General features: G+C 68.0%; 22 protein-coding genes and 1 tRNA gene. 9 read left to right on the top strand and 14 right to left on the bottom strand.

What is annotated here, in order from left to right; all coding sequences use genetic code 11:
• The 3 genes from F0U60_RS22310 to F0U60_RS22320 are packed head-to-tail and all read right to left on the bottom strand — an operon-like array spanning position 1 to position 4195.
• On the bottom strand, positions 1-708 hold the full coding sequence (locus F0U60_RS22310; RefSeq protein ID WP_395823066.1) for a hypothetical protein: 708 nt from the start codon (positions 706-708) through the stop codon (positions 1-3).
• 29 nt (positions 709-737) lie between these two features.
• Complete coding sequence (locus F0U60_RS22315; RefSeq protein WP_395823068.1) at positions 738-2822, bottom strand: protein kinase; 2085 nt, start codon at positions 2820-2822, stop codon at positions 738-740.
• Positions 2823-2875: 53 nt separating this feature from the next.
• A complete protein-coding gene (locus F0U60_RS22320) occupies positions 2876-4195 on the bottom strand; it encodes a trypsin-like peptidase domain-containing protein (protein WP_395823070.1) in 1320 nt (439 codons plus the stop codon).
• Positions 4196-4325: 130 nt separating this feature from the next.
• On the opposite strand from F0U60_RS22320, the gene F0U60_RS22325 reads away from it, so the two are divergent.
• Entirely contained in the window at positions 4326-5333 is a 1008-nt protein-coding gene (locus F0U60_RS22325; protein WP_395823072.1) for an ATP-binding protein, read from the top strand.
• Positions 5334-5387: 54 nt separating this feature from the next.
• Here the strand turns inward: F0U60_RS22325 and F0U60_RS22330 are convergent, their stop codons facing one another.
• Positions 5388-6428 (bottom strand): agmatinase family protein, encoded by a 1041-nt coding sequence (locus F0U60_RS22330; RefSeq protein WP_395823074.1) that lies wholly within the window; start codon positions 6426-6428, stop codon positions 5388-5390.
• 233 nt (positions 6429-6661) lie between these two features.
• Here F0U60_RS22330 and F0U60_RS22335 point away from each other — a divergent pair, with 233 nt between their 5' ends.
• Both F0U60_RS22335 and dusA read left to right on the top strand, forming a co-directional pair.
• Positions 6662-7849, top strand: coding sequence for a cytochrome P450 (locus F0U60_RS22335; protein WP_395823076.1), 1188 nt, complete (start codon positions 6662-6664; stop codon positions 7847-7849).
• Positions 7850-8031: 182 nt separating this feature from the next.
• Entirely contained in the window at positions 8032-9141 is a 1110-nt protein-coding gene (gene dusA / locus F0U60_RS22340) for a tRNA dihydrouridine(20/20a) synthase DusA (protein WP_395823078.1), read from the top strand.
• A 17-nt stretch (positions 9142-9158) separates the two neighbouring features.
• Here dusA and F0U60_RS22345 read toward each other — a convergent pair whose 3' ends face one another.
• Positions 9159-11921, bottom strand: coding sequence for a serine/threonine protein kinase (locus F0U60_RS22345; protein ID WP_395823080.1), 2763 nt, complete (start codon positions 11919-11921; stop codon positions 9159-9161).
• 69 nt (positions 11922-11990) lie between these two features.
• The gene (locus F0U60_RS22350) at positions 11991-12980 is read right to left on the bottom strand and encodes an NAD(P)H-quinone oxidoreductase (protein ID WP_395823082.1); all 990 of its coding nucleotides are present in this window, start codon (positions 12978-12980) and stop codon (positions 11991-11993) included.
• Positions 12981-13153: 173 nt separating this feature from the next.
• On the opposite strand from F0U60_RS22350, the gene F0U60_RS22355 reads away from it, so the two are divergent.
• From F0U60_RS22355 to F0U60_RS22365, 3 genes are read left to right on the top strand one after another with little or no spacing between them, the layout of a single operon-like run.
• Complete coding sequence (locus F0U60_RS22355) at positions 13154-13366, top strand: DNA gyrase inhibitor YacG (protein WP_257457323.1); 213 nt, start codon at positions 13154-13156, stop codon at positions 13364-13366.
• Entirely contained in the window at positions 13363-14100 is a 738-nt protein-coding gene (locus F0U60_RS22360) for a tyrosine-protein phosphatase (RefSeq protein WP_395823084.1), read from the top strand. Before F0U60_RS22355 ends, F0U60_RS22360 begins: the two co-directional genes overlap by 4 nt.
• A 15-nt stretch (positions 14101-14115) precedes the next feature.
• Positions 14116-15144, top strand: coding sequence for a lysylphosphatidylglycerol synthase transmembrane domain-containing protein (locus F0U60_RS22365; RefSeq protein ID WP_395823086.1), 1029 nt, complete (start codon positions 14116-14118; stop codon positions 15142-15144).
• Between the two features lie 75 nt (positions 15145-15219).
• Here the strand turns inward: F0U60_RS22365 and F0U60_RS22370 are convergent, their stop codons facing one another.
• The 3 genes from F0U60_RS22370 to F0U60_RS22380 form a co-directional block, all read right to left on the bottom strand.
• Entirely contained in the window at positions 15220-15378 is a 159-nt protein-coding gene (locus F0U60_RS22370; RefSeq protein ID WP_395823088.1) for a hypothetical protein, read from the bottom strand.
• Entirely contained in the window at positions 15375-15614 is a 240-nt protein-coding gene (locus F0U60_RS22375) for a ribbon-helix-helix domain-containing protein (RefSeq protein ID WP_395823090.1), read from the bottom strand. Before F0U60_RS22375 ends, F0U60_RS22370 begins: the two co-directional genes overlap by 4 nt.
• 115 nt (positions 15615-15729) lie before the next feature.
• A complete protein-coding gene (locus F0U60_RS22380; RefSeq protein ID WP_395823092.1) occupies positions 15730-17988 on the bottom strand; it encodes a PAS domain-containing protein in 2259 nt (752 codons plus the stop codon).
• A gap of 174 nt (positions 17989-18162) precedes the next feature.
• Between F0U60_RS22380 and F0U60_RS22385 the strand changes: the two genes are divergently transcribed.
• Complete coding sequence (locus F0U60_RS22385) at positions 18163-18378, top strand: hypothetical protein (RefSeq protein ID WP_395823094.1); 216 nt, start codon at positions 18163-18165, stop codon at positions 18376-18378.
• Positions 18379-18502: 124 nt separating this feature from the next.
• Here the strand turns inward: F0U60_RS22385 and F0U60_RS22390 are convergent.
• Positions 18503-18576, bottom strand: a tRNA-Ile gene (locus tag F0U60_RS22390).
• A gap of 544 nt (positions 18577-19120) precedes the next feature.
• On the opposite strand from F0U60_RS22390, the gene F0U60_RS22395 reads away from it, so the two are divergent.
• Both F0U60_RS22395 and F0U60_RS22400 read left to right on the top strand, forming a co-directional pair.
• Entirely contained in the window at positions 19121-19630 is a 510-nt protein-coding gene (locus F0U60_RS22395; RefSeq protein WP_395823096.1) for a hypothetical protein, read from the top strand.
• A gap of 156 nt (positions 19631-19786) precedes the next feature.
• On the top strand, positions 19787-20023 hold the full coding sequence (locus F0U60_RS22400) for a hypothetical protein (protein ID WP_395823098.1): 237 nt from the start codon (positions 19787-19789) through the stop codon (positions 20021-20023).
• Between the two features lie 161 nt (positions 20024-20184).
• Here the strand turns inward: F0U60_RS22400 and F0U60_RS22405 are convergent, their stop codons facing one another.
• The 4 genes from F0U60_RS22405 to F0U60_RS22420 are packed head-to-tail and all read right to left on the bottom strand — an operon-like array spanning position 20185 to position 23836.
• The gene (locus F0U60_RS22405; protein ID WP_395823100.1) at positions 20185-21249 is read right to left on the bottom strand and encodes a M20/M25/M40 family metallo-hydrolase; all 1065 of its coding nucleotides are present in this window, start codon (positions 21247-21249) and stop codon (positions 20185-20187) included.
• The gene (locus F0U60_RS22410; RefSeq protein ID WP_395823102.1) at positions 21236-22087 is read right to left on the bottom strand and encodes a [LysW]-aminoadipate kinase; all 852 of its coding nucleotides are present in this window, start codon (positions 22085-22087) and stop codon (positions 21236-21238) included. Before F0U60_RS22410 ends, F0U60_RS22405 begins: the two co-directional genes overlap by 14 nt.
• On the bottom strand, positions 22084-22857 hold the full coding sequence (locus tag F0U60_RS22415; RefSeq protein WP_395823104.1) for an SDR family oxidoreductase: 774 nt from the start codon (positions 22855-22857) through the stop codon (positions 22084-22086). The genes F0U60_RS22410 and F0U60_RS22415 overlap by 4 nt, the downstream gene beginning before the upstream one ends.
• Entirely contained in the window at positions 22835-23836 is a 1002-nt protein-coding gene (locus F0U60_RS22420; RefSeq protein ID WP_395823106.1) for a sulfotransferase, read from the bottom strand. The genes F0U60_RS22415 and F0U60_RS22420 overlap by 23 nt, the downstream gene beginning before the upstream one ends.

A 23836-nucleotide genomic window follows, 5' to 3' on the forward strand; every position in this document is an offset into this window, starting at 1 on the left:
TTAGAGACGCAGGCCGACGAAGAACTGCACGTTGAAGCCGCTCAGGCTCCAGGTGGACTGGGAGTCGGAGAGGGTCACGTCACCTGACCGGAGGGTGTAGGTGTACTCGCCGGCCGAATAGCGCAGGCGGCCCTCGGCGCCGAGGAAGAAGTTGTCCTGGAAGAAGTACTTGCCGCCGACACCCAGGCCCAGCGAGGGGCCCACGTCGCTGCCCGCGTAATCGAAGTCCGTGCTGGAGCCGGAGCCGGCGCCGGTCACGCGGGTGGTGGTGATAGTGAGGCCCGCGAGCACCAGCCCGTACAGGTCCACCTTCTCCATGCCGGACGATTGGCTCGGGAGGAGGTGGTAGGTGGCGCGGGCATGGGGCGAGTAGAACAGGTGGCTGAAGCTCCAGCCGGTGGCCAGGTTGAGCGCGATGCAGGGGGAGACACAGGCACCGGCCTCGAACTCACCGCCGAGCGCGAGCACGCCGGGGCCCAGCCGCAGCACGCCCACGTCGAGGCCCACGCCCAGGTCGACGAAGGCCAGCACGATGTCCGCGTTGAGCATGACGCGCGCGTCGATGTCGCCCACGTCCTGGAGACGGTTCATCCGGGGCGCGGCGGGCTCCATCTGGGGCTCCGTCGCGAGCGCCTGGGCCTCCTGGGCCCGTGCAGACGTCGTCGCCAGCAGCACCCCCAGGAACAGCATGGTGATTCTTGTTCGCATCCTCTTCCCCCCTCTGTTGCACAGCTTCTTCACGGCTCCTCGTACGCCACGTCGAACGTGACCCGCTGACGAGGCTCCAGCGTGAAGGACTTCTCCCAGCGCTCCTTCCCGGAGGTGACGACGAGCTGGTGCTCTCCCTCGTAGAGCGAGAGCTTCGGCCCCGCCTTGCGTCCGTTGAGGAAGATGCGGGAGCCCGCCGGAGCGCGCACCTGCACGGTGCCCTTGCGCAGGAGGATGCGCTGCTTCGTGGTGCCCTTGTCGAGGACGGTGATGGCCCGAGTGGTTCGCACACCCTTGGTCGGGTTTGTCAGCTCCAACGTGTACGGGCCGGGCGCGAGCGGCACCGCCAGCGGCGTACGGCCGAGCCGCTTGCCATCGAGCGATACCTCCACGGGTGGCAGCACGAAGAGCTGGAGCCGGGTGGTCACCGGGGCTTGAGGCGCGCTGGGCGCTTCAGGCGTCTCCGGACTCGAGGAATCGGCAGGGGTGGCGGGGGCCGTACCCGAGGCGGGCACCGCAGTGCCTTCCGGCGTAGAGGGAGACGGTCCACCCGCGACGACCACGGCGGGAGTGCCAGCGTCTCCAGCCACTTCAGGCGCGGCGGGAGCGAGCTCTTCTGCCTTCGCCGGGCTGGGGACTTCTGCAGAAGGCGTCTTGGGCGAGGCGGGCCTGACGGAGGCCACCTTCGGGGCCGCAGGCTTTTCCTGGGCTTGCTGGCGCTCGGACCACAGGAAGAAGCCACCGGCGGCAGCTGCGGTGGCCAGCGCTCCGACGAGGAGCGGGACACGCGAGCGCCGCTTCGGTTTCCGAGGCGTGTCATCCTCCTCCTCGCGCTCCTTGGGGGCAGGCCCGCGAGTGGACGACGGGAGTTGCTCCTGGGCCAGAGGGGGCGTTCGAGGCTCTTCGCTCAGCGGCTGCGCGCGGGGCTCCTCACGAGGCGGCAGGGGACGGGCCACACCGGGACGGGCATGGCGGCCGGTGATCTCCAAGACGGAGTCGACGGCGTCCGCGTCATCCTCCTCGAAGGGCACATCATGGAAGGCCTCATCTAGCTCGACGGTGTCGATGGCCGCGAGCGGAGTGAGGGGGCGGCTGCTGCCGGAGGGCCGCTGGGACGTGGGGGGCGGCGGGGGCGTGGCCACGGGGGGGGGCTGCACAGCTGGCATTCCCGTGAGCGAGGCGCGGCGAGCCACGTCCACCAGGCCGATCTCCAACATCTGGCGCCGGGTGGCGCGCGCATCGCGATCCGCAGGGAAGAGCTGGGAGAGGAACTCGGAGAAGGTCTCGGCGGAGGGGAGCCCCTCGACGGCGGCCACCACGGCCTCACGGAACTCGAGGGCGGTGGCGTAGCGCTCGTTGGCGAGTTTGGAGGTGGCGCGGCGCACCACCTCAGCGAGGGGGCGCGGGGTGTCGGCGGGCAGGGGCGGGAGCTGCCGGTGGATGACGGCCTGATCGGCGTCCGGCGAGTCCTGGAAGGGCATGCGCCCCGAGAGGCACTCATGCAGCAGGAGGCCCAAGAGGAACACGTCGGTGCGAGAGGTGATGGCCTCGCGCCCGCCCATGAGCTGCTCCGGGGCGGTGTAGTTGCGGCGGTTGCGCACGCGGCGGCCGTGGCGCTCGCGCGGGGCGACGTTCAGGGCCCCGTAACCCGTCACCTTGCAGACGCCGCTGAAGGAGACCATCACCGTCTCGGGGCGCAGGTCTCCGTGGACGAGCGGGGTGCCGTCGTCATTGCCAGCCAGGTGCGCGTAGTGCACGCCCATGGCCACGTCCGAGACGATCAGCGCGGCGAAGGCGGAGGGAATGCGCGGGCGCACCTCCAGCACCCGGCGCAGCGACTCGCCATCGGCGAACTCGGTGACGCGGGCCAGGCCAGCCTCCAGGTTCACCATGCCGTGGACGCGGAGGATGTTGGGGTGCTCGAGCGCGGAGGCTCGCCGCGTCTCGCGCTCGAGCTGAGCGCACAGCTCCGTGTCCCGTGCGACCTCGGGAAGCGCCCACACCAGGACGACGGGACGAGGCGGGGCACTGGCCTCGAGCGCCAGCCCGAGGAAGGCCCGAGAGCCCTCGCCTGCCAGGAGAGGCCCGAGCGGATGGTAACGAACCTGACTCATTGGAGCCCCATGCTAGAGGCCCCGGCCCGAGGACCGCTAGGGGCCCCCCCGACTCAGAAAGGCAGGGTGACGTGGTACCCGTAGCGCCCACGCCGCACGAGCAGCAGGACGCTCCGGGAGCCGCGAGCGGAGAGCACCACCTCCTGGAAGGACGCCGGCTCGGCCACGGGCCGGTTGTTGACTCGGACGACCAGGTCTCCGGGCTGCAGTCCCACCTCGTCCGCCGCCGAGCCAGGGCGCACCGACTGGACGGCCATGGCGCCGCGCGCTGGCTTCACCCTCAGTCCCAACCGGTTCCACACGAGCGCCTCCACGAGCTGGGGCGGGAACTCGACGGGCGTCACCTGGATGGTGCGCTGTCCGCCGTCGCGGAAGATGACGAGCGGGAAGGCGGCGCGGGCGGGATAGCCGCCAGCACGGGTGAGGTAGTCCTCGGCGTCGGAGATGCGCGAGCCGCCCATCTCGGCCAGCACGTCGCCCCGGCGCACACCTGCCTGCTCGGCGGGGCTGCCCGGCTCCACGTCGCTGACGACGACACCGTAGGTGCGATCCCACCCCAACTGTCGGGCGAGCCGCGGAGACAGCTCCTGCACCTCGAGGCCCACCCAGACCGGGCGCACCTTTCCGAAGCGGGTGAGCTCATCCATGATGCGGCGCACCTTGTCCGCGGGGATGGCGAAGCCGATGCCCTGGGCGCTGGCGATGATGGCGGTGTTGATGCCGATGACGTCGCCGTCCACGTTGAGCAGCGGTCCGCCCGAGTTGCCCGGGTTGATGGCCGCGTCCGTCTGGATGAAGTCGTTGTAGGTCTTCCCATCCGTCTTGAGGGTGCGGCCGGTGGCGCTCACGACGCCCGCCGTCACCGTCTTGCTCAGCCCCAGCGGGCTGCCGATGGCGATCACCGTCTCGCCGATCATCAGGTCCGAGGTGGTGCCCAGCTTCGCCGCGGGCAGCGGCTGCTTGGAGTTCACCTTGAGCACTGCCAGATCGTTGTTGGCGTCGCTACCGATGACCTCGGCCTCCAGCTCTCGTCCGTCGGCCAGGATGATGTGGATGGCGGAGGCGCCACGGATGACGTGGTCATTGGTGATGATGATGCCGTTGGGGTCGACGATGACGCCGCTGCCCAGACCTTGCTTGCGCTGCACCTGCGGGGGCGCGCCGAAGAACTCCTCCATGATGGAGCGGCGGCCACGGAAGGGTGACTCCTCCTCCTGCTCGGTGCCGATGAAGACGACGGCGGGGGAGACCTTCTGCACCACTTCCACGATTTCGTTGCGTCGCCGGGCCAGGTCGGCTCGGGCGCTGGTGCTTCCGGTGAACGCCAGTACGACTGCGAGCAGCAGTCCCCACCGGGTTGCCTGAGTCTTCACGTCAAATCCTCCCTCTGCATGAGTGCAATGTCGGATGCGTGACGCACTGAGTGTCGGGAACCCCGCAGCCTGCAAGGCATTCCCAACAACTACACTGGACGTACACGCCCTGGTTGAATGGAATAGGCCCATGAGTCTCGTCCTCGTCGCGGACGATGAGCCCGCGGTGCTCGAAGTGTTGAGCCAGGTCGTCGAGGACCTGGGCCACGATGTCATCCAAGCGCGAGACGGCGAAGAAGCGTGGAATCTCGCGCGGGCGCGCCGGCCGAACCTGGTGGTCACGGACCACATGATGCCGCGCCTGAGCGGGCTGGAGCTGTGCCGCAAGCTGCGCAAGGACGAGCTCCTCGGCGGCATACCCATCATCCTGTTGAGCGCGGTGCTCCCACATGGTGCGCCAGAAGCCCACGCCTTCCTGCACAAGCCCTTCGAAATCACAGACTTCGAGGCGTTGATCCGCGATGCGCTGGCAGCGGCGCCGCGGCCGAAGTCGCTGGAGGGGGCGTCGGCGGTGGAGGCGCTGGGGGACTGGGTGGCGAAGGGCTTCGAAGGGCCCCTGTCGACGGCGCGCGGCGAGGTGGAGCGGCTGCGCACGGAGGGGAAGGTGGACAGAGGAGCGCTGGAGACGCTCGGGGCCCAGCTGAAGACGCTGGAGAGCCTGACGAGGGAGCTCCAAGAAGCGGCCCACCTGACGGCGCGGACGATGACGCTGCGGCCCGTGGTGGCGGACCTGGGGGCGCACCTGCGCCAGTCGCTGGACGCGTGGAAGCAGCGGCTGCCCGAGGTGGGGTGGAAGGAGGAGCTGCCGACGGGGCCGTTGGAGCTGCGGTTCGATCCGGAGCGGATGCACCGGGTGGTGGACGCGCTGTTGAGCCAGGCGGGGCGGCACGGAGGCGAGGTCCGGGTGGAGCTGAAGTCCACACCCTCGATGGTGACGTTGAGGGTCAAGGATGAGGGACCGGGCATCTCGGACGAGGAGCTGCAGCACATCTTCGAGCCCTTCCGAGCGGGAGGGGCAGGAGGAGGGCTGGGGCTCTACATCGCATCGGAGCTGGCGCGGCTGCATGGCGGCGGGCTCTCGGTGGAGTCGAAGAGGGGGCAGGGCACGACGTTCAGCGTCGTCCTCCCTCGAAGCTGAACCCCCTCTCCCTCTGGGAGAGGGCTGGGGTGAGGGTCTCCCAGCCCCGGGTTGCTACTTGCGCTGCTCGGACTTCAGCATCCAGCCGATCATCTTGTAGAGCATCCGAGCGCCCACGTTCCCATCCCACTCGCCGCCATCCGGATCCGGGGCGACCTCGGTGAGATCAAACCCGACGATGGTGCGGCCGGAGCGAACGACGCCGGAGATAAGCGCGATGGCCTCGGGGAAGGACAACCCACCGGGCACAGGCGTGCCGGTGTGAGGGCAGAGCACGGGATCCAACCCATCGATGTCAAAGGACAGATAGACGTGCTGGGGCAGGCCCTTGACGATCTCATCCACCTGCCGGTTCCAGGGGATGCCGTCGAAGCGCTTGTGATTGATGTCCGAGTCGAAGAAGGCGCGGACGCGGCCGTTGGAGGACTCGATGTAGCGGTGCTCGTCCTCGCTCATGTCGCGGATGGCGACCTGGACGAGCGACTTCACGCCCGGGATGCGCTCGGCGACGTTGTACATGATGGAGGCGTGGGACCAGGTGAAGCCCTCGTAGGCGTTGCGCAGGTCCGCGTGGGCATCGAGGTGAAGGACGCCGAGGCCGGGATACTTCTCGGCATGGGCGCGGATGATGCCGAAGGAGATGGAGTGGTCACCGCCGATGGCTCCGACGCGCTTGCCCTTGTCGAGCCACTCCTTGGCGGTGCGGTAGACGGCGTCGTGGAGCTGCTCGCAGAGCTGGTTGACCTCGGCGGAGGCGGCGCGGAGCTCGGGGTTGGAGGGATCAATCCCGCCGGCCTCGATGATGGGAGTCGCGCGCTCCTTGGCGCGGGTGTTCCAGGCGCGCCACTGCTCGGGCTCGGGGAGCATGGCGATGCCGCGCTCATAGGGGCGACCGGTCTCGACGTCGAAGAGGTCGACCTGGCGGCTGGCCTCGAGGACGGCGGAGGGGCCTTCGGAGGTGCCACCGCCGTAGCTGGTGGTGGCCTCGAAGGGGACGGGGATGAGGACGACGTGGGCCTCGTCGGGGGAGTGGGGGAGGCCGAAGATGCCGGAGCCGGGGGCCGCGGCGGCGCTGGGGTCGAAGGCGGCAGACATGGTGGCGGCGGAGGATAAGGGGACGTGCGCGCTAAGCAACGATCCTCTTCGTCCGGACAATCCACCCACCCCCTCTCCCTCTGGGAGAGGGACGGGGTGAGGGTAAGCGCCCCCCTACTCCCACCCATGTCACAAAAGGAGCCGAGCCTCTGCTCGGACGCCCGCTAACCTCCACGGTTTGGGTCCTGTCGGAGCGGTGCTCTACCGTCGAGCCTCCAACAATGGAGGAAACCTTGAGGACGTACAACCTGTTCGACCCGGCGGTGCTGGCGGACCCCCATACCGTGTTCGCGAAGATGAGGAGCGAGCCCGGGCTCTGCCGGGTGGAACCCTTTGGGGCCTACGCTGCGGCCCGCTATGAGGATGCCGCTGCCATCCTGAAGGATCCCCAGCGCTTCTCATCCGAGGCACTCGCGATCACCGCGGAGCCGTCCTGGCTCGGACCGAACCCGGTGGCCCAGGCGTTGATCTCGAAGGATCCACCGAACCACGCCCGGCTGCGAGCGCTGGTCAACCGAGCCTTTGGCCCCACGGGGATGGCCCGGCTGGAGGCGCAGGTCCGGAAGGTGAGCGAGGAACTCGCCGAGGCGGCTGTACGGAGGCGTGAAGTGGAGCTGGTGGATGCCTTCACGTTCATCCTGCCGCGCAACGTTATCGGGTACCTGCTCGGGTTGGATCCGAGCACCTTCTCGAACTTCAAGCGGTGGTCGCTGGCCATGGGCCTGATCACCTCCGCCACGACGCCCGAGCAGCACGAGGAGATCCGGTTCGTGGTGAAGGAGATGAAGGCTTACCTGACAGCGGTCATCGAGGCACGCCGACGCCAGCCAGGAGAGGACATGGTGAGTGATCTGCTTCGGGCGGAGGTGGACGGGCGGAACCTGACGGATGAGGAGATTCTGTCCTTCCTCTTCCTGTTGCTGCCCGCGGGGATGGAGACGACGTCGCAATTGATCGGCAACGCGATCATCTACCTGGCCCGGTACCCCGAGCACCTGGCGCAGGCGAGGGAGGACAAGGCACACATTCCCCGCTTCATCGAAGAGGTGCTGCGGTACGAGTCACCCATCCAGCTCAACTTCCGCATCGCCACGCAGGACGTGGAGCTATCGGGGACGAAGATCCCGGCGGGGAGCTTCGTGCTGGGCCTCGTGGGGTCCGCGAATCGGGATGAGCGGGTGTTCGAGCAGCCGGACCGCTTCCTTCCGGGCCGAGAGAAGGGGAACCAGCACCTGACCTTCGGGTATGGCATCCACTTCTGCCTGGGCGCGCAGCTGGCGCGGATGGAGGCGCGGATGGCCCTGGAGGCGCTCGTCTCGCGCGTCAGCAGCATCCGGCTCCGCTCGCCAGAGGTTCAGTGGCTCCCCGGGTACACCATCCACGGGCCCGCGGTGCTGCCTGTGGAGCTCGTTCCCGCCTGAGAGAATAGAGCGGAGACAGGGGACTCGGACGCTCATGGGCCTGACGACCCAGCGAGCGGTCGAGGACGGCAGGATGGGGGTGGGTGGGAAGCCGCGTTCCTGAACGGATGCCCTGGGAGTGGTGCCTGGAACGGCTCACGCCTGCTTGCACGGATGACCAATCCCCGGCATGGATGCCTCAGATGATTGCCCGCCTGCCTACCGCCACCGCGTCCACCGTGCCGAGCCACCGTCTGTCCGTCGCGCCCATGATGGACTGGACGGACCGGCACGACCGCTACTTCCTGCGCCTCATCTCCAAGCGCACGCGGCTCTATACGGAGATGGTCACCATTGGCGCCATCTTGCACGGGGACAAGGCTCGGCACCTGGACTTCTCCAAGGAGGAGCACCCCGTCGCGTTGCAGCTCGGGGGGAGTGAGCCGGAGCAGCTCGCCGAGTGCGCTCGCATCGCGGAGCAGTGGGGCTACGACGAGGTGAACCTGAACGTGGGTTGCCCGTCGGACCGCGTGCAGAACGGTATGTTCGGCGCGTGCCTGATGGCGAAGCCGGATCTCGTGGCCCGCTGTGTCGAGGCGATGCGCGGTGCCACACGCCTGCCCGTCACGGTCAAGCACCGGCTCGGCATCGACGATCTCGACTCGTATGAGTTGCTGACGAACTTCGTGCGGACGATCCACGGTGCGGGCTGTGACACCTTCATCGTGCATGCGCGCAAGGCGTGGCTGCAGGGGCTCAGCCCCAAGGAGAACCGCGAGATTCCTCCGCTGCGCTACGAGGTCGTACGGCAGCTGAAGACGGACTTCCCGCACCTGACGATCGTGCTGAACGGCGGCGTGAAGTCGCTGGCGGAGACGCGCGCGCACCTGGAGTGGGCGGACGGCGTCATGATTGGCCGCGAGGCGTACCAGAACCCGTACATGCTCGCCCTGGCGGACGCCCAGGTGTTCGGCGAGGAGCACCCCGCGCCCACGCGGCGCCAGGTGGTGGAGGCCCTGCTGCCGTACGCCGAGGACCTGCTGTCGCGCGGCGTGCACCTGTCGCGGCTCACCCGGCACATCCTGGGGCTCTTCGCTGGACAGCCGGGCGCTCGCGGTTGGCGGCGGGTGCTGAGCGAGCGGGCTTGCCGACCCGGAGCGGGGATGGAGGTGCTCCGAGATGCGCTCGCGCAGGTTCCAGAGCGCGTCCTGGACGAGCCGGCGGTGGGGGCTCTTGCTGCCGACGGCTTACCCGCGCAGCCCTCTGCGGTTGCACAGGAAGCGCTGGAGGGGCTCTCGCAGCGCCGCGCGTAGCCGCCGTCTCCCTTTCCTCACTCTGCGATTTGCACGTCCACGGCTTCGCGCGTGGCTGTCACCTCGAAGTCGACGGAGACCCCTTCATCCGCGAATCCAACCATGCGCCACGAGTCCAGAAGCTGGCGCAGGCAGTCTTCCACCGGGGTGCCCTTCAGGCTTCCTTCGTGACCGGAGCCCTCGTCTGTGAGCTTGAGGTCACGGACCAGTCCATCCTCCAGGACCCATTCCAGGCCGAGGTTCCCCTCGAAGTGGGACTCGACCGAGCGTGCGTGGACGCACTCTCCGAGCCGCGGGCTCATGGCTCTGAGGATGCGCTGGAGGTCCTCCGGACGAGACCCCGTTGGTGCGTGGAGCACACGCGGGTTCAGCTCCACGCGGAACCCCGTCTGCTGCGCCAGCTTCTGCTCCACATTCGCGGGTGAGCCATTGGTCAGGAAGAGTTCCCGACAGGCCGTCCCCGTGAAGTTGTGGGTGAAGAGCACGTTGGGGCCTTCCTCACTCAGGTACAGGTCGAAGTAGAGCACGTCCTCCTCGAGGAGCTGATCGGGGAGGGCCTCGCAGCCGCAGCGGGCGTCGTACGCGGCGGCGGAGGGAGTGACGCGTCCGGAACAGGGCTCGGCGGTGGGATCGCCGTGTTGGAAGCGCAGCCGTCTTTCGGGCTCGCGCAGCGCCTCTCGGGCCGCTTGCAGCTCCCAGGCTTGCCAATGGATCGCCACGGAGGAGAGCTCCACCTCCTTGAGCCGCTCCAGGTCGAGCTCCACGTGGGCCGAGCGGTACAGCTTGTTTCCGAGCTCGGAGATCGCGCTCATCCGCACCTGGGGGAGGAGGTCCGGCTCCGTGTCCGCAGGCACCTGGGCATCCAACAGCGCCCGGACGCGCAGGCGGCGCTGGACGGCGTCTGGAAGCAGGCTCCACGCGGACGGGTCCGTCACGACGCGTGCCGCCTCCTGCTCCAGGAGCTTCTCCGTGACGAGCGTGCGGACGCGCCATTGACGAAGCGTGGAGCTGTCGCGCCCGCGCAGACGGGGAGGCAGGCGGGCCGTGCGCTCGCGCAACTCCTCCTCGGTGACCTCTCCTCCGTCGAAGCGGGCGAGCACGATGGAGACCGCCGCTGACGTGGGGGGCGGAGGCTTCGGGGTCGGAGCTCTCGGAGCGGGCGGTGCGCGTGGGGGGGGAGAGGCGGTTGCCGCGCGAGGCTCGCTGGCCCTGGCCGGGAGGGACTCTCCACGGGAGCGCACATACACCACGGCCCCTCCGGCGGAGAGCAAGAGCACTCCGGCCGCGGCCACGGCCCAACGACGAAGCTGGGTGCCACGTGGCGGTGCATCCAGGGCCCGCAGGGCCTCGCGTGCCGAGGGGAATCGATCCTTGCGACGCGCGGCGGTGAGCCGCTGGAGGAGGCGGCGGAAGTCCGGTGAGACGTTGAGCTGGCGGGGGAAGACGAGCTGTCCCGTCTCGTCCAGCATCTCCCAGGGCGCCTTGCGGGTGAGCAGGTGGAGCACCGTGGTCCCGAGCGCGTACAGATCGCTCGTCGCGTCCACCTGTCCCCCGAGCTGCTCGCGCGGCATGTAGCCGAACGTTCCCACCATCGTCGCCTGCTGCGTGGTGCGGGAGAGATCCCTCGCCGCACCGAAGTCCACCAGCACGATGGCGCCGTTGGACTGCCGCAGCAGGTTGGCCGGTTTGATGTCGCGGTGGATGATCGGCGGAGACAGCGCGTGCAGGTAGACGAGGATACGGAGCACCGAGCGCGTCAGCTCGATGGCCTCGGCCTCCGAGTAGCGGTGCCGCTGAAGCTCCTGCGCGAGGGACAGCCCCTCCACGTAGACATAGGCCAGGTAGAAGCGAGCACCGGCGCCGCTGCCCTCGGTGAAGCTGGCGATGAAGCGAGGCAGCCGTGAGTGTTGGAGCTGCTGGAGGAGCGCGCCTTCCCGCTCGAAGGCCTGCACCGAGGATTCATCCGGTGCGAGGGCGAAGCTCATCTCCTTGAGGACCGCCTTCGTTCCATTCGGCGCGTGCGCCAGATAGGTGCGCGCATGGGCGCTCTGGGCCAGGAGGCCGACCACACGGAAGCCACCGGCGATGACGGCCGCTCCGCAGGAGGAGCAGCGCGGGCCTTGTACAGACTGGGTGCACACCGCGCAGGTGCCGCGATAGGCGTTGGAGCCGGGCGACGCGGAGGGGACGGCCTCGGGAGCAGGTGCCTGGGCCTGGAGCGGAGCGGCCGCGGGTTCTCGCTGGGGTGACGGCTCCGGCAGCGCAGCGGGGGCGGGAGCGGGCTTCTCCTGCTCCAACAGGACGACGGAGAGGAAGAAGGTCGCCGCCAGTCCCACGCACAACCAGAACTCCAGCTTCAAGCCGAGCACCGTCAATCCGGGCTGGACCAACAGGTTGAAGCCGATGAAGAGCGCCTCGGTGGGGATGACGATCAGCGTCGTCCCAAACCAGGTGCGGTGGAGCAACCGGAGCCAGACTTCCTCCTCCTGCTGAGCCCCGGGGAGCTCCGACAGTCCTCCTCGCAGCATTCGCCAGACGAGGAGGGCAACGGCGATGCACGTCCAGATGAAGACCCGCGTACCGGCTGGCAGGTGGTGGATGCCATTCGCGGAGCCCATGATCACGCCCTGGGCTTGCATCTCATTGCTGAACCGCTCGACGGTGTTGGCCTGGGCGTAGGTCTCCAGCGCCGCTCCGACTTCGAGGATGAAACCGATGACCAGGAGGATGCGCAGCATCCGGCCGGCGAAGGCCACGGCCGCGGGAGGAGGAGAAGCCATGAAGTAGCCGGGACGATACCACCGGCGTCTCGGCGGGGCTCCAGGGGGGTCCCCCAGTACCTCCGGCCCTCACTCCCAGCGCAGGACGAGCTTGCCCACGGTCTCGTTCCGAGCCATTCGCTCGAGCGCTTCGCGGGCCTCGCGCATGGGGTACACGGCATCGACGACGGGCGTGAGTGTCCCGGCCTGGAAGAGGGGGAGGAGACTCTTCTCCGCGGCCTGGGTGAGGGCCATCTTCTCCTCGGGAGGCCGGCTGCGCAGCACGGTGCCGGTGATGCGTAGCCGGCGGGTGAGGATGACGTTCAGGTCCGAGGTGGCCTGCCGGCCGGCCACGAGGCCCACGAGCAACACCCGTCCCTGGGGCGCCATGGCCAGGAGCGTCTCCGGCAGGTAGTCCCCGCCCACGAGATCCAACGCGAGATCCACTCCGCGTCCTCCGGTAGCCTCGCGCACGGCGTCCGCGAAGCGCGGGGGCGAGCTGTCACACAGCACTGTCTTCTCCACGCCCCAGGCGGGGGCACGGGAGAGCTTCTCCGCGTTCCGCCCTGTCCCGATGACCCGGGCCCCCATGGCACGGCACAGCTGCGCGCCCGCGGAGCCCACGCCACTGGCGACGGCGTGGATGAGCACGGACTCGCCCATGCGCAGCCCGCCCTGGAGCACGAGCGCGTCGAAGGCGGTGAGGTACGCCTCGGGGAGCGCCGCGGCCTGGGTGGGGTCCAGGTTCTCCGGGGCGGGGAGGGCCTCGCGCTCGTGGGTGATGAGCTGCTCGGAGAAGGCTCCGCCGCCCACCAGTCCCATCACCCGGTCGCCCACCTTGAACCGGCGCACGAGCGAGCCCGTGGCGATCACCTCACCGGCATACTCGAGGCCGGGGACATCAGCGGGGACGCCCGGAGGCGCGGGGTAGGCACCGCGGATTTGAAGGAGATCGGCGCGGTTGAGGGCGGTGGCGCGGACGCGCACGAGGAGCTCCGAGGGACCGGGAGTGGGAGCGGGACGCTCCTCGAAGTCGAGCACCTCGGGACCGCCGGGGCGGGTGATGCGGAGGACCTGCATGAAGGGCACCTCTGGGGTTGCGTCACAAGGGACCTCGGACGACGAGGTGCGTGACGAGGGAGAAGTAGCTGAAGAGGGTGATGTTGTCAGAGATGGCAAGCACCAGGGGTGCCGAGCACGCGGGGACTGTAAACGCGCTGGCCCGAGCGGGGATCAAGGCTTATGAGTACGGCGTGTCCACGACTGTCCGAGAGTGTTCCATCTGCCGGAAGCCGGTCGCCCCGCGTGCCGAGAACCCGGCGTTTCCGTTCTGCTCCAAGCGCTGCCGCATGGTGGACCTGGGGCGTTGGCTGGGAGAGGAGTACCGGGTGCCGGATCGGCAGGCGGATGAGCAGGAGGACGAGCTCCCCGCCGATCAACACCCCGAGCGCGGCGGAGACGCATGAGCGGGCTGTGCGATCTGCACTGCCACCTGGTGCCCGGGGTGGATGACGGGGCGCGCACGTTGGAGGACGCGCTGGAGATGGCGCGGGCGCTGGTGGATGTGGGCTTCACCACGGTGGCGCCCAGTCCGCATGCGCGGCCCGAGTACCCCTCGTACTCGCGGGAGACGGTGGAGGCGAAGCTGGCGGAGCTCCGCGAGGCGCTGGCCCGCGCGGGGGTGAAGCTGGCGCTGGGGACGAACGCGGAGAACTTCCTGGACGAGGCCTTCCTCCGAGGCCTGGGCACGCCGGAGGCGCGGCTGCTGGGCGCGGGGAAGTACGTACTGGTGGAGCTGCCCTACAAATCTCCGATGCCCGCGCTGACGGACATCCTCTTCCGCATCCGCCTCAAGGGGGTGACGCCGGTGCTGGCGCACCCGGAGCGCTGCATGGAGTTCGAGCGTCCGGGCCGAGCGGCGGAGGCGGTGCGCGCCGGGGCGCTGCTGCAGTTGGATGTGGGCGCGCTGACGGGGCGGTATGGGGGGACGGCGAAGAAGCTGGCGAGGGCCTTCCTGGAGGACGGGTTGTACGCCCTCGGGGCCACGGACCTGCACGGGCCGGTGGGGGCACGGGAGTGGGTGGGGAAGGCGCTGACGGAGCTGCGGAGCAGGGTGGGCGAGCAGGCCTTCACCCGCCTGATGGCCACGTCGCCGGCCCGTTTGCTGGCGGGAGAACCCTTGGAGTCCGGGGGAAGGTGACGATATACGGGCGCGGTGAACCGCGCCGTCAAGCTGATCGCCAGCCTGCTCGTCACCCTCGTCTTTACCTGGTGGGCCTTCCGGGACACGGACTGGCAGTCCCAGGTGTCGAGCTTGAAGTCCGCCAACTACCTCTGGGTGGTGCCGTACTTCGTCATCCTGACGCTCATCCACATCGCGAGGACGCTGCGGTGGGGCTGCCTGCTGTCAGGAATGGAGCGGGTGCCCTTCCGCAAGCTGAACGAGGCCTCGGGCATCGGCTTCATGATGCTGCTGGTGCTGCCGTTCCGGTTGGGCGAGTTCGCGCGGCCTCTGCTGATTGCCCAGCGCAGCTCCATCCGCCGGAGCGCGGCGATGACGTCGGTGGTACTCGAGCGCATCACGGACGGCATGTCGATCGCGGTGCTGATGCGGCTGCTGCTCTTCTTCGTGCCGGCGGAGGTTCCCGAGGTCCGCTACGTGAAGCTGGGCGCGAACCTGATGTTCGCGGTGTTCGGCGGCGGGCTCATCTTCCTGCTGTTTGCACTGTGGCACCAGGCGCGCGCGGTGCATTTGGTTCGCTCCACGGTGGGCCGGGTGGCGCCGGGCATCGCGGAGAAGATGGCGGACGTCGTGGACACCTTCGTGGGAGCGATGCGGCAGCTGCCGGATCGGCGCCAGATGGTGGGCTTCTTCGTCTACACGGCCGTGTACTGGGGGCTGAATGGCGCGGGGATGGCGCTGCTGTCGCGGGCGTTCAACCTGAACCTGTCGCTCTTCCAGGCCTACGTGGTGATGTCCGTGCTGGTGGTGGGCGTGATGATTCCCGCGGCTCCCGGCATGGTGGGCACGTTCCAGGCGGCGGTGAAGGTGGGCCTGTCGCTGTTCGTCCCGGCCTCGGTGGTGAACGGGAGCGGTCTGGCGTACGCGAACGTGTTGTGGCTGTGCCAGACGGTGCAGCAGATCGGCTTCGGCGTGGTGCTGATGTCGCTGGGGCACCTGTCCTTCAAGGACATCGCCGGCAAGCTGGACAAGGAGCAGCAGGCCTCGCTGCCATCGGCCTGAGGTCCCCCTCGCAAGCGGGAGAGGGACGCGGTGGAGGGGTGACGGGCTTCGCGCTTGAGCGCGGGCCCAGGCCCCTCACAGCTCCTCGTTGAGCCAGCGGATGATGGCGTCGCGGATGGACGCGGGACGCTCGGTGGTGCCGCGGGTGCCGAACCCACGGGGATCCGCGGGAGGTGGAGCCTTCTCGCGGGACAGCGCCTGATTGCGTCCCTGCACGGGCATGGCGGTTCTCACGGAGTACCTCCGGTGGTCGGACGGCCGTACTTGGCGAGCAGATCTTCCACGGCTTCGCGGAGGTACTCGCTCTGGTGGATGCGGGTGCGGCGGGCGAGCTCGCGCAGCTTGTGGACTTGCTCGATCGGTACGAGAACGTGGGTGGAGACCACGGACTCGGAGGCGTCGGAACCGTTCGAGTCGGCTGAGGCCGGAGTGGCCTCGGAGCTCATCGGGCTGGCGCTGGCATCCTGCATCGGAACATCCTCCTCGGGGCTGCTACAGGCCACTACTGGCCTGTGGGGGCATTAGGGGGGCAGGCGAGCGAGCCGTCAAAAAAACCACCGTTGCCGCCGAGGGAGTGTCTCCGGTTCACCGCGAGGTGGGACCGCGGGGCAGTCGCACGGTGAAGGTGGTTCCCGAGGCCGCGTTGGAGTCCACGGTGATGGAGCCGCCGTGGGCCAGGACGATCTGCTGGACGATGTAGAGCCCCAGTCCCAGCCCCTGGCGCGAGCTGCTCGCGGCGCGGCGGAAAGGGTCGAAGATATGGGGCAGCAACTCCTCGGGGATGGGAGGACCCTGGTTCCTCACTGAGAGCACGAACGTCTCGTTCTCTTCGCGCAGGGAGATCTCCACCGGGAGGTTCTCTGCCCCGTGCTGGAGCGCATTGCCCACCAGGTTGGAGACAACCTGGGCGAGCCGGTCCGGATCCCACTCCCCGGTGTACGGGCCTCGCCCTGGGGAGAGGACAATACGACCGGGATGCGTCACCTCGAACTCTTCAAGCGTGGCACGCACCAACTCCACCAGCTCGCCGGGTCGGCGTTGCAGGGGGAGGCCACTGCCCATGCGTGCGCGGGTGAAGTCGAGCAGGTCGGTGATCATCCGCGACATGCGATCCGCGCTTCGGGCGATGCGCCGCACGCCAGCGAGCACGGGCTCAGGGACGTCCTCCCGGCGCAGGAGCAGCTCGGCGGCCAGGGAGATGCTGTGGAGCGGGTTGCGCAGATCATGGCTGACGATCCCCACCAGTCGATCGCGGAACTGCTCGGCGCGCCTGTGCTCGGTGCTGTCCCGGAAGAAGACGGCCAACCCACCTTCGGTGGTGGGGAAGGCGCTCACGCTCGTCCAGAGATCCAGCGGGGCGTAGTACTCCTCGAACTGCACCGGCACCTTCTGCTCCACCACGCGGTGATACTCGGTCCAATACCGGGACGTGGGCGTGGCGGTCGTAGGGAAGACGTCCCAGAAGACGCGGCCGAGCGTGTCCTCGCGGCGCGTCTGGGAGAGGCGCTCCTGGTTCTCGTTCACCAGGATGAAGCGGAAGTCCTTGTCGAGCATGAAGAACGCCTCGCCGTGCTCCAGGGCCTCGAGGGTGCGCTGTTGCTCGCGTAGCACCTTCTGGGTCAGCTCGCGCAGGTGGGTCTGCTCGCGCAGGAGCCGATCGCGCTCCTCATCGTGGCGTTTGCGCTCGGTGATGTCGTGGAAGTAGACGGCGATCCCTTCCTCGGTGGGGTAGACGTGGAGCTCGAACCAGCGATCCCACGGGATGTAGTGGTTCTCGAAGGAGAGGGGGACGCGCTCGGCGGCCACACGACGGAAGTTGTGCTCGACGGGCGTGCCTAGACTGGCGGGGTAGAGCTCCCAATGATTGCGGCCCAGCAGCGCCTCGCGTGGCTGTCCCAGGATGCGCTCGGCCTCGCTGTTGACGTAGATGAAGCGCCACTCCCGGTCGAAAGCCTCGAAGGCCTCGGAGATGCTCTCCAGGATGGTGGCGGCCCGGTTCTTCTCGCGCCTGATGGCCTCGCGCTCACGCACCCGGTCGGTGATGTCGAGCACCGTGCCGAGGAAGCGCACCGCCCGGCCGTTCGCATCGAAGAAGACGCGGCCGGTGGAGGCCAACCAGCGCTCGCTCCCGTCTTGCGGGTTCACGGCGCGGAAATCGTCCCGGAAGGTGCCGCCGCTGGCCGGCTCCAGGGACTGCTGCACCAGGCGCTGCACGCGCTCACGGTCCTCGGGGTGCACCCGGGTGAGGAAGGTGTCGTAATCGATGGGGGCATCCGGGGGCAGATCGAAGAGGGCCTTGCAGCGCTCGTCCCAGTGCAGTTCGCCCGTGAGGGGATCCAGCTCCCACGTCCCCAGGTGGGTGGCCTCGACGGCGAGGCGCAGGCGCTCCTCATTGAGGTGCCGGACCTCGAGGCTGGGGAGGGTGGGGTGGCGGGGTTTGGATTTGACGCCGAAGAGGTAGGCGGTGTGCTCCATGGCGGCCTGGAGCTCGTCGAAGAGGCGCTGGGTGTCCTCGGGGGTCGGCTGCTGGTCGGGAGGGAGAGACTCCCAGAGCTGCGAGAGGAGCTGGCCGAGGAGGATGAACTCGGCCGTCACGTCTTCCCGGGTGTAGCCCAGCCGGAGGCGTAGGCCGAGATGGGTCTCCTCCATTCGCCGCCGGATAGGGTCGGGGTCCTTGTGCTGCCCCCGGGAGAGGGCGATCAACGTGTCGAGATACTCGGGGAGGTTGTCGAGGACGTCCTGAGGCCGGACGTCGCGAGCGGACGGGAGCCTGCTGGCCTCTTCGAGGTAGCGCTGGAGCAGGAACGCGCGGTGTTGCTCGATGAGGTCGGCAATGGATGCCATAGGCGGGGTGACCCCACACCCCGAGCCAGAGTCCACCGGTTCCAGACCTGTCGGGGGAGAAATCGTCCAGGGAAGTCACACGCCCGACAGAGGGCGGGAAGAAGCCCCGTCACCGAGTGAACCCGGAGACAGGGTGTTGGCCTGCCCAAGTCTCTTGTCACCGCAGAGGGCAGGGTGGCCGTTCTGTTGGGCGTGGAGTCACGCACGCTGCCGAGTCACTTCTCCACACCGTATGGGGAAGTGAGGCTCGTCACCGTCGAGGCGCTGCTGCCCTCGGAGCTGGCGTACCTGCTGGAGCATGGTGCGGAGGGACAGGACGAGCTGGCGCGGCGCTTCGCGGAAAGCGGCGAGGAGCACCTGTCCCGTGCCCGGCGGCGTCCAGTGGTGTAACCCGGCGCCGGTTCAAGCCTGGAGCGGTTGCCTCTGGGGTAGCCCGGGAACTGCCCTGAACCCGCCCGAAGGCTCAGGGCAAAAGAAAACCCCGGAATCACTCGTGAAAGTGACTCCGGGGCCTTGGCCAGGGTCGGACTTGAACCGACTACCTGCGGATTATGAGACCGCCGCTCTAACCAGGTGAGCTACCTGGCCAAAAAGTGGGCCCTCTCATAGCGGGACCTTCGCCCCACTGCAAGAAGATAGGTGAGCCGATGTGAACTCGGACACCTGGCGGGCGGGCAGCCGCGTCCTAGAGCCGGATCTAAGGCTGGCCTCCCACACCCCTGGGGTTGGAACACCGACCCACGCCGCTTCGCTTCCCAGGACATTCCGCCGGGTGCCCATAAGCCAGGCTTTTCGAACAGCACCGAGAGAACGTTCTCCACAGGGGGAATTCCCATGATGCGGGGCTGGACCGCGGCGCTGCTGGTGGTCCTCGCCGGGTGTGCTACCGCTTCTCGGGCCCTCCACTCGGCCCCAGGAAGCCGCCCGGCGGCTGTTCGAGGTGGAGGCACGGAGTGACTCGTACACCTACGAGACACGCATCCGCCGCGTCACTCCGCTCGGACTGGACGAACATCTGGAGGGGGGCCCCACTGGCGGCGGAGGTGGAGTTGACGCGTGCCTACCTGCGCTGTTGAAGCGGTATCTCAATCAACAAGCTCAGCGATACCCTCCTCGCTCTGGAGGGCGTCTCATGGCATCTCGTCTGACCGCTGCGGTCGTGCTGTTGGTGCTGCTCAATGCGTGTGCCTCCCAGCGTGTAGTGCGCCTCGACACGGGCCAGGGGGAGTCTCTGGAGCACCGGCCTCCCTCGAACAAGCCCGTGAATGTGGATGAGGAAGCGCTGACGCAACTGGTGCTGGAGGTTCCCCTCACTCTTCGTCCACCCCAGCAAGGCTGGTTGGTGCGCGCCTCCTACCCCAGCAACGACCCGGACATCTACCTGGGAGTAGAGACGTTCCTGGAGTTGGGGGACGCAAGCCGGGAGTTAAAGTGGGCCACCGACCGGGCCACGACCTGGGAGGAGTTGGAGCGCGCCAGCAGGCGCTTCGCGAACCGGGTTGGGCCGGAGGTGGCCCGCGTTTTCGTCCTCGCGGTGACGGTGGTGGTGAGCCACGGAATGATCGGGGGCTCGGCATGGCTGGCCTCAAGGCTGGCGATGCTGCCCAGCGTCTCGGAGGCGGCGGCACTGGGGGCCTCATAACTGCACCTCACACTTTCGGAGATAGGACAGGTGAGTGCAGTGGCAGTTTCCGCTGGGGGCGCCATCACCATTACCCTGGCTCCCACGGCGGTGGCCATGACGGGCCAGGTACAGAAATGGGGAGACCGCGCATTCGAGAACCCATGAGGGCGTCCCATGACACACGTGTATGTCCTTCAGCATGTGCATGCAGCTCCAAACGGAGAGGAGGATGTCAAGCTCATTGGCGTGTACGTAACCGAGGCAGATGCACAGGCGGCTGTTTCCCGTCTGAGCCAACAGCCAGGCTTCCGAGATCACCCGGAGGGGTTTCACATCTCTTGGTACGAGCTCAACAAGGACCATTGGACCGAGGGGTTCATTGGATGGGACGAAGCCCTTGATGAATCATGAATCCATGAGAATCGAAGCTCTCGCCCGAGCGATCGCATTCAGGTCTTCCAGATGAATTGATGAGGCGACGTGCAGGACAAAGTCACCATGGATTGGACGCACGTGATGACCGAGCTCGACGCGCACCTCTCGGACGGCCCCTTCACTTCTCGAGGGGGTTCCTATCCAGATTTCGAGGGCAGCAGGGCGAGCACCCGCGCGAGTATTGAGACACCCTCCTCGTACTCGGTAAGGTCGATGTGCTCGTGGGGCGTGTGGTCCAGGGAGGAATCGCCCGGGCCGTAGGCGAGGGTGGGCACCTGCCACGCCGCCGCCACGGTGTTCCAATCGGACGTCCCCGTCTTCAGCCGCAGTGTCGGCCGAGCGCCTCGCTCTCGGATGGCCTTCTTGAACGTGCGCGAGAGTTCGTCGTTCCCATCCGTGCTGACCGCCTTCTTGTTCGAAATGGCCTTCACGCTCACACCGGGAACGCTGCCCAGGAGCGCCAGCAGTTGGTCTCCATCACTGTGCGGCCCGGTGCGAACGTTCACGCTGGCCCGGGCCCACTCCTCGGTATCCGTCGAGCCCGTCTGGAATGAGGTCAGCGAGGGGAGGTCCTGCTCGAAGAGCGGACGCTCGCGGTTCCACGCGTCACAGTGGCCTCGGAGCGCGTTCCAGGCTTCAACGACGTGCTCGGCGGCGGCGCGGTAGTCGCGGCTCGCTGTGTGGCGTTGGCTCGCGCGGTACTCGAGCTCGGCCCGGACCAGTCCCTTGTAGCCGATGGTGATGGCATGGGCCCCGCTCGGCTCTCCGTTGATGACGAAGTCTGGACGGTAGCGCTCGCGCACGTGGAACGCGCCGCGAGTGATGGCGACCTCCTCCTCCACGCACCCGAGCAGCAGGAACTTCTTCCCGGTTCGCTCGCGCTCCTCGAGCAGCTCGACGGCCTCGATGAAGGCACCGATCGCCCCCTTGGCGTCCACGGTTCCGCGGCCGAAGAGACGGCCGTCCTCGATGCGCACCGGCACCTCGCCAGGCACGGTGTCGATGTGGCCGAGCAGCGCGATGCACGTGTCGCCCTCGCCCATGCTCGCGACCGTGTTGCCCACCTCGTCGGTGTGCGCGCGCCAGCCGCGGCGCTCCAGGTGCTCGGCCAGCGAGCGGGAGAACGCGTGCTCGTGGTGGCTGGGGCTGTACTGCTCCACCATCCACTTGAGGAAGTCGATCGTCTTCTCACGTGCCCGCATGCGTCGTGTCCTTCTGCTTCGGGGGGAGGGTGAACTTCGTGCCGGACTCCTCGGTGAGGGCGACGAACACCGGTCGGGGCACTCGGGAGGAGCTCACGTAGACGGCGGGGACTCCGCCCTGGAGCGCCTTGCGCGCGGCATCCAGTTTGTACCGCATGCGTCCGGCGGCGAGCTGCATGCATCCCTCCACGTCGTCGCTGTGCCGCACGAGCGTCAACGGATCATTCGGGTTCTCGAGCAGCCCCGGCACATTCGACAGCATCACGAACGAGCGGGCACCGAGCGAGGTGGCGATGGATGCGGCGACCTGGTCCGCGTCGACGTTCACCAGGACGCTGTCCTCCGTGACCGCGGGAGGGCAGAGGACGGGTACGTGGCCCTGGTCCAAGAGCGTCCCCAGGAGCCGCGTGTTCACTGATTGGATTTCACCGGCGAGGTGCTCCCGGTCGATCCGGATGCGCCCTCCGTCATTGAGCTTCAGCGGAGGCCGCCGCTTCGCGACGAGCACCCGCCCGTCCGCGCCGCAGAGCCCCACCGCGGAGAGGCCTCGCTCTCCGAGCGCCAGGACGATGCGTTTGTTCACCTCGCCCACCCACGCCATCATCAGGATGCGCAGGGTGACCGTGTTCGTGAGTCGCACCACGTTGCCCGAGGGGGTCGTCACTTCGGGGCGCTCGATGGAATGGAGCTTCAGCAGGCGCTTTCCGGCGTCCGAGCCGCCATTCACCACGACGACGCGCTCGCCTTGACGGACGAGTTCCGCGACGTCATTGCAGACGTTCTCGAGATCGACCCCCGCGGCGCCGCCAATCTTGACCACGATGGAGGACGCGCTCATCCGATGACACTCGCTCCGCCATCAACGAGCTGCACCGTCCCCGTGATGAACGAGGCCCGCTCACTGGCGAGGAAGGCGGCGGCGGCGGCGAACTCTTCCGGCAATCCCACTCGGCGCAGCGGGATGTGGGCCGCCATGGCGCGCAGCCCGGCGTCTACGTCTCCCTCTGCTCCGGCGGTGCGCTCGACCGGGGGAGTGCGGGTGTAGCCGGGGGCGAGCACGTTGACGGTGACACCGCAGTCCCCGAGTTCCTGAACGAGCGCGGATGAGAACCCGACGATGCCGAGCCGGGAGAAGCCCGAAAGCGCGAACCGGGCCACGGGCCGGACGACCGTCTCGGACGTGATGAAGAGCAGACGCCCCCACCGGGCTGATTTCATGTAGGGGAGGGCGGCCAGGGCCAGACTGATGGGCGGCAGGAGCACCGAGTCGACGGCGTCCCTGTAGGCGGCAATGCCAAACTTCGTCGCCGGGCCCGGAGGCGGCCCGCCGCTGTTTGTCACAGCAATATGGAGGGCCCCCATGCGGCCGGCAATGTCTTCCACCCAGCGGTGGACGGCATCGGGGTTCTTCAAGTCCACGGCGGTTGCATGCACCTGGCCGCGGGCGAGCTCCTTCAGCCGACGCTCAGCTCGGGAGAGCTTCTCCGGATCGCGCGAGCCAATGGCGACATGGGCACCTTCCTTCGCCAGCTCCTCGGCGACGGCCAATCCCAGCCCGCTCGAGCCTCCCGCGACGAGCGCGACCTTACCTGCCAGTCCCAGTTCCACGGACGTCCTCCCGGGTGTCGTTCGTCGAAGTCTTGGAGCCCGTGCCCTGATGCGTCTGGGTGCTCGGAGGCTGGAAGTAGCCGTAGCGGGCCATCAGCGGCCACGACAGGGCTTGGGTGATGTTCCTCGCGCGTGTGGAGAGCTCCTTCTTCCACCCGTCATCCTCCGGGCGTAGGAGCGTCGGCCCACTGCGGAAGCGATCCGGATTGCCAGTGACAGTGTGATTCTTCCCCAGGTTGACGGTCCGTCCCTTCACCGGATTGGTCGAGTCTCCCGCTCCGACGAGCTCGAGCAGGGCCTGCACCACGTTGGCTGGAGTGGCGATGAAGTCCTCGTACCGGAGGAAGAACGAGCGGTCGGGGTAGCGCCGGATGATGGCCTCGGAGGCCAGGTTGAATCCAACCCAGTAGGCGGTGCTGCGGAACGCGGACATCGGGACGACGTACTGCTTCGTCTTCGTCCAGGAGTGCGCGGCGGCGCGCGGGTCCCTCACGAGGTAGAGGAAGTAGGGCGTAATCCCATCCACGTGCGGCAGGAGCGCTGCCTCGGATGGAAGCTTTCCGCTATCCACGAGGGTGTGGCTGCCGGTCGCCTTCGCGATCGCGTGATAGGTCCGGGTCAGCGTGGCGGCGTACTCGCGAACATCCTCCGCGCGAGTCCCATCCCGGAGGATGCTCCAGGTGTGCCGGGTCCGAACGGCCCGCGTCTGGCGCTTCACGACCTGCCGAGCATGGGACGCGGGAGTCTGGCCGGGAGGGGTCTCCTCCTCGAGCACCTTCGACCAGATGCCGCAGCGGGTCAGTGCCTCACCGCAGCCACAGAAGGTGTTGGAGCCGTTGCCGTAGGCATTCTTCCAGAGGAAGCTGAGCTCGCCGGTGTGAAAGAATCCCTTCACCTCGTTGAGCACGTTTCCGATGATCGTGCTGCCGTTGCGGCACCACCCGGTGATGTAGAGGACCTTCAGGTTGGATTGAGACAC

The sequence above is a fragment of the Archangium minus genome, assembly GCF_044360475.1.
Lineage (GTDB): Bacteria > Myxococcota > Myxococcia > Myxococcales > Myxococcaceae > Archangium > Archangium minus.

Coding starts and splice junctions, on each gene's coding strand:
- F0U60_RS22310 (WP_395823066.1), bottom strand. CDS start 708: ATGCGAACAAGAATCACCATGCTGTTCCTGGGGGTGCTGCTGGCGACG.
- F0U60_RS22315 (WP_395823068.1), bottom strand. CDS start 2,822: ATGAGTCAGGTTCGTTACCATCCGCTCGGGCCTCTCCTGGCAGGCGAG.
- F0U60_RS22325 (WP_395823072.1), top strand. CDS start 4,326: ATGAGTCTCGTCCTCGTCGCGGACGATGAGCCCGCGGTGCTCGAAGTG.
- F0U60_RS22330 (WP_395823074.1), bottom strand. CDS start 6,428: ATGTCTGCCGCCTTCGACCCCAGCGCCGCCGCGGCCCCCGGCTCCGGC.
- dusA (WP_395823078.1), top strand. CDS start 8,032: ATGATTGCCCGCCTGCCTACCGCCACCGCGTCCACCGTGCCGAGCCAC.
- F0U60_RS22345 (WP_395823080.1), bottom strand. CDS start 11,921: ATGGCTTCTCCTCCTCCCGCGGCCGTGGCCTTCGCCGGCCGGATGCTG.
- F0U60_RS22350 (WP_395823082.1), bottom strand. CDS start 12,980: ATGCAGGTCCTCCGCATCACCCGCCCCGGCGGTCCCGAGGTGCTCGAC.
- F0U60_RS22360 (WP_395823084.1), top strand. CDS start 13,363: ATGAGCGGGCTGTGCGATCTGCACTGCCACCTGGTGCCCGGGGTGGAT.
- F0U60_RS22375 (WP_395823090.1), bottom strand. CDS start 15,614: ATGCAGGATGCCAGCGCCAGCCCGATGAGCTCCGAGGCCACTCCGGCC.
- F0U60_RS22380 (WP_395823092.1), bottom strand. CDS start 17,988: ATGGCATCCATTGCCGACCTCATCGAGCAACACCGCGCGTTCCTGCTC.
- F0U60_RS22395 (WP_395823096.1), top strand. CDS start 19,121: ATGGCATCTCGTCTGACCGCTGCGGTCGTGCTGTTGGTGCTGCTCAAT.
- F0U60_RS22400 (WP_395823098.1), top strand. CDS start 19,787: ATGACACACGTGTATGTCCTTCAGCATGTGCATGCAGCTCCAAACGGA.
- F0U60_RS22405 (WP_395823100.1), bottom strand. CDS start 21,249: ATGCGGGCACGTGAGAAGACGATCGACTTCCTCAAGTGGATGGTGGAG.
- F0U60_RS22410 (WP_395823102.1), bottom strand. CDS start 22,087: ATGAGCGCGTCCTCCATCGTGGTCAAGATTGGCGGCGCCGCGGGGGTC.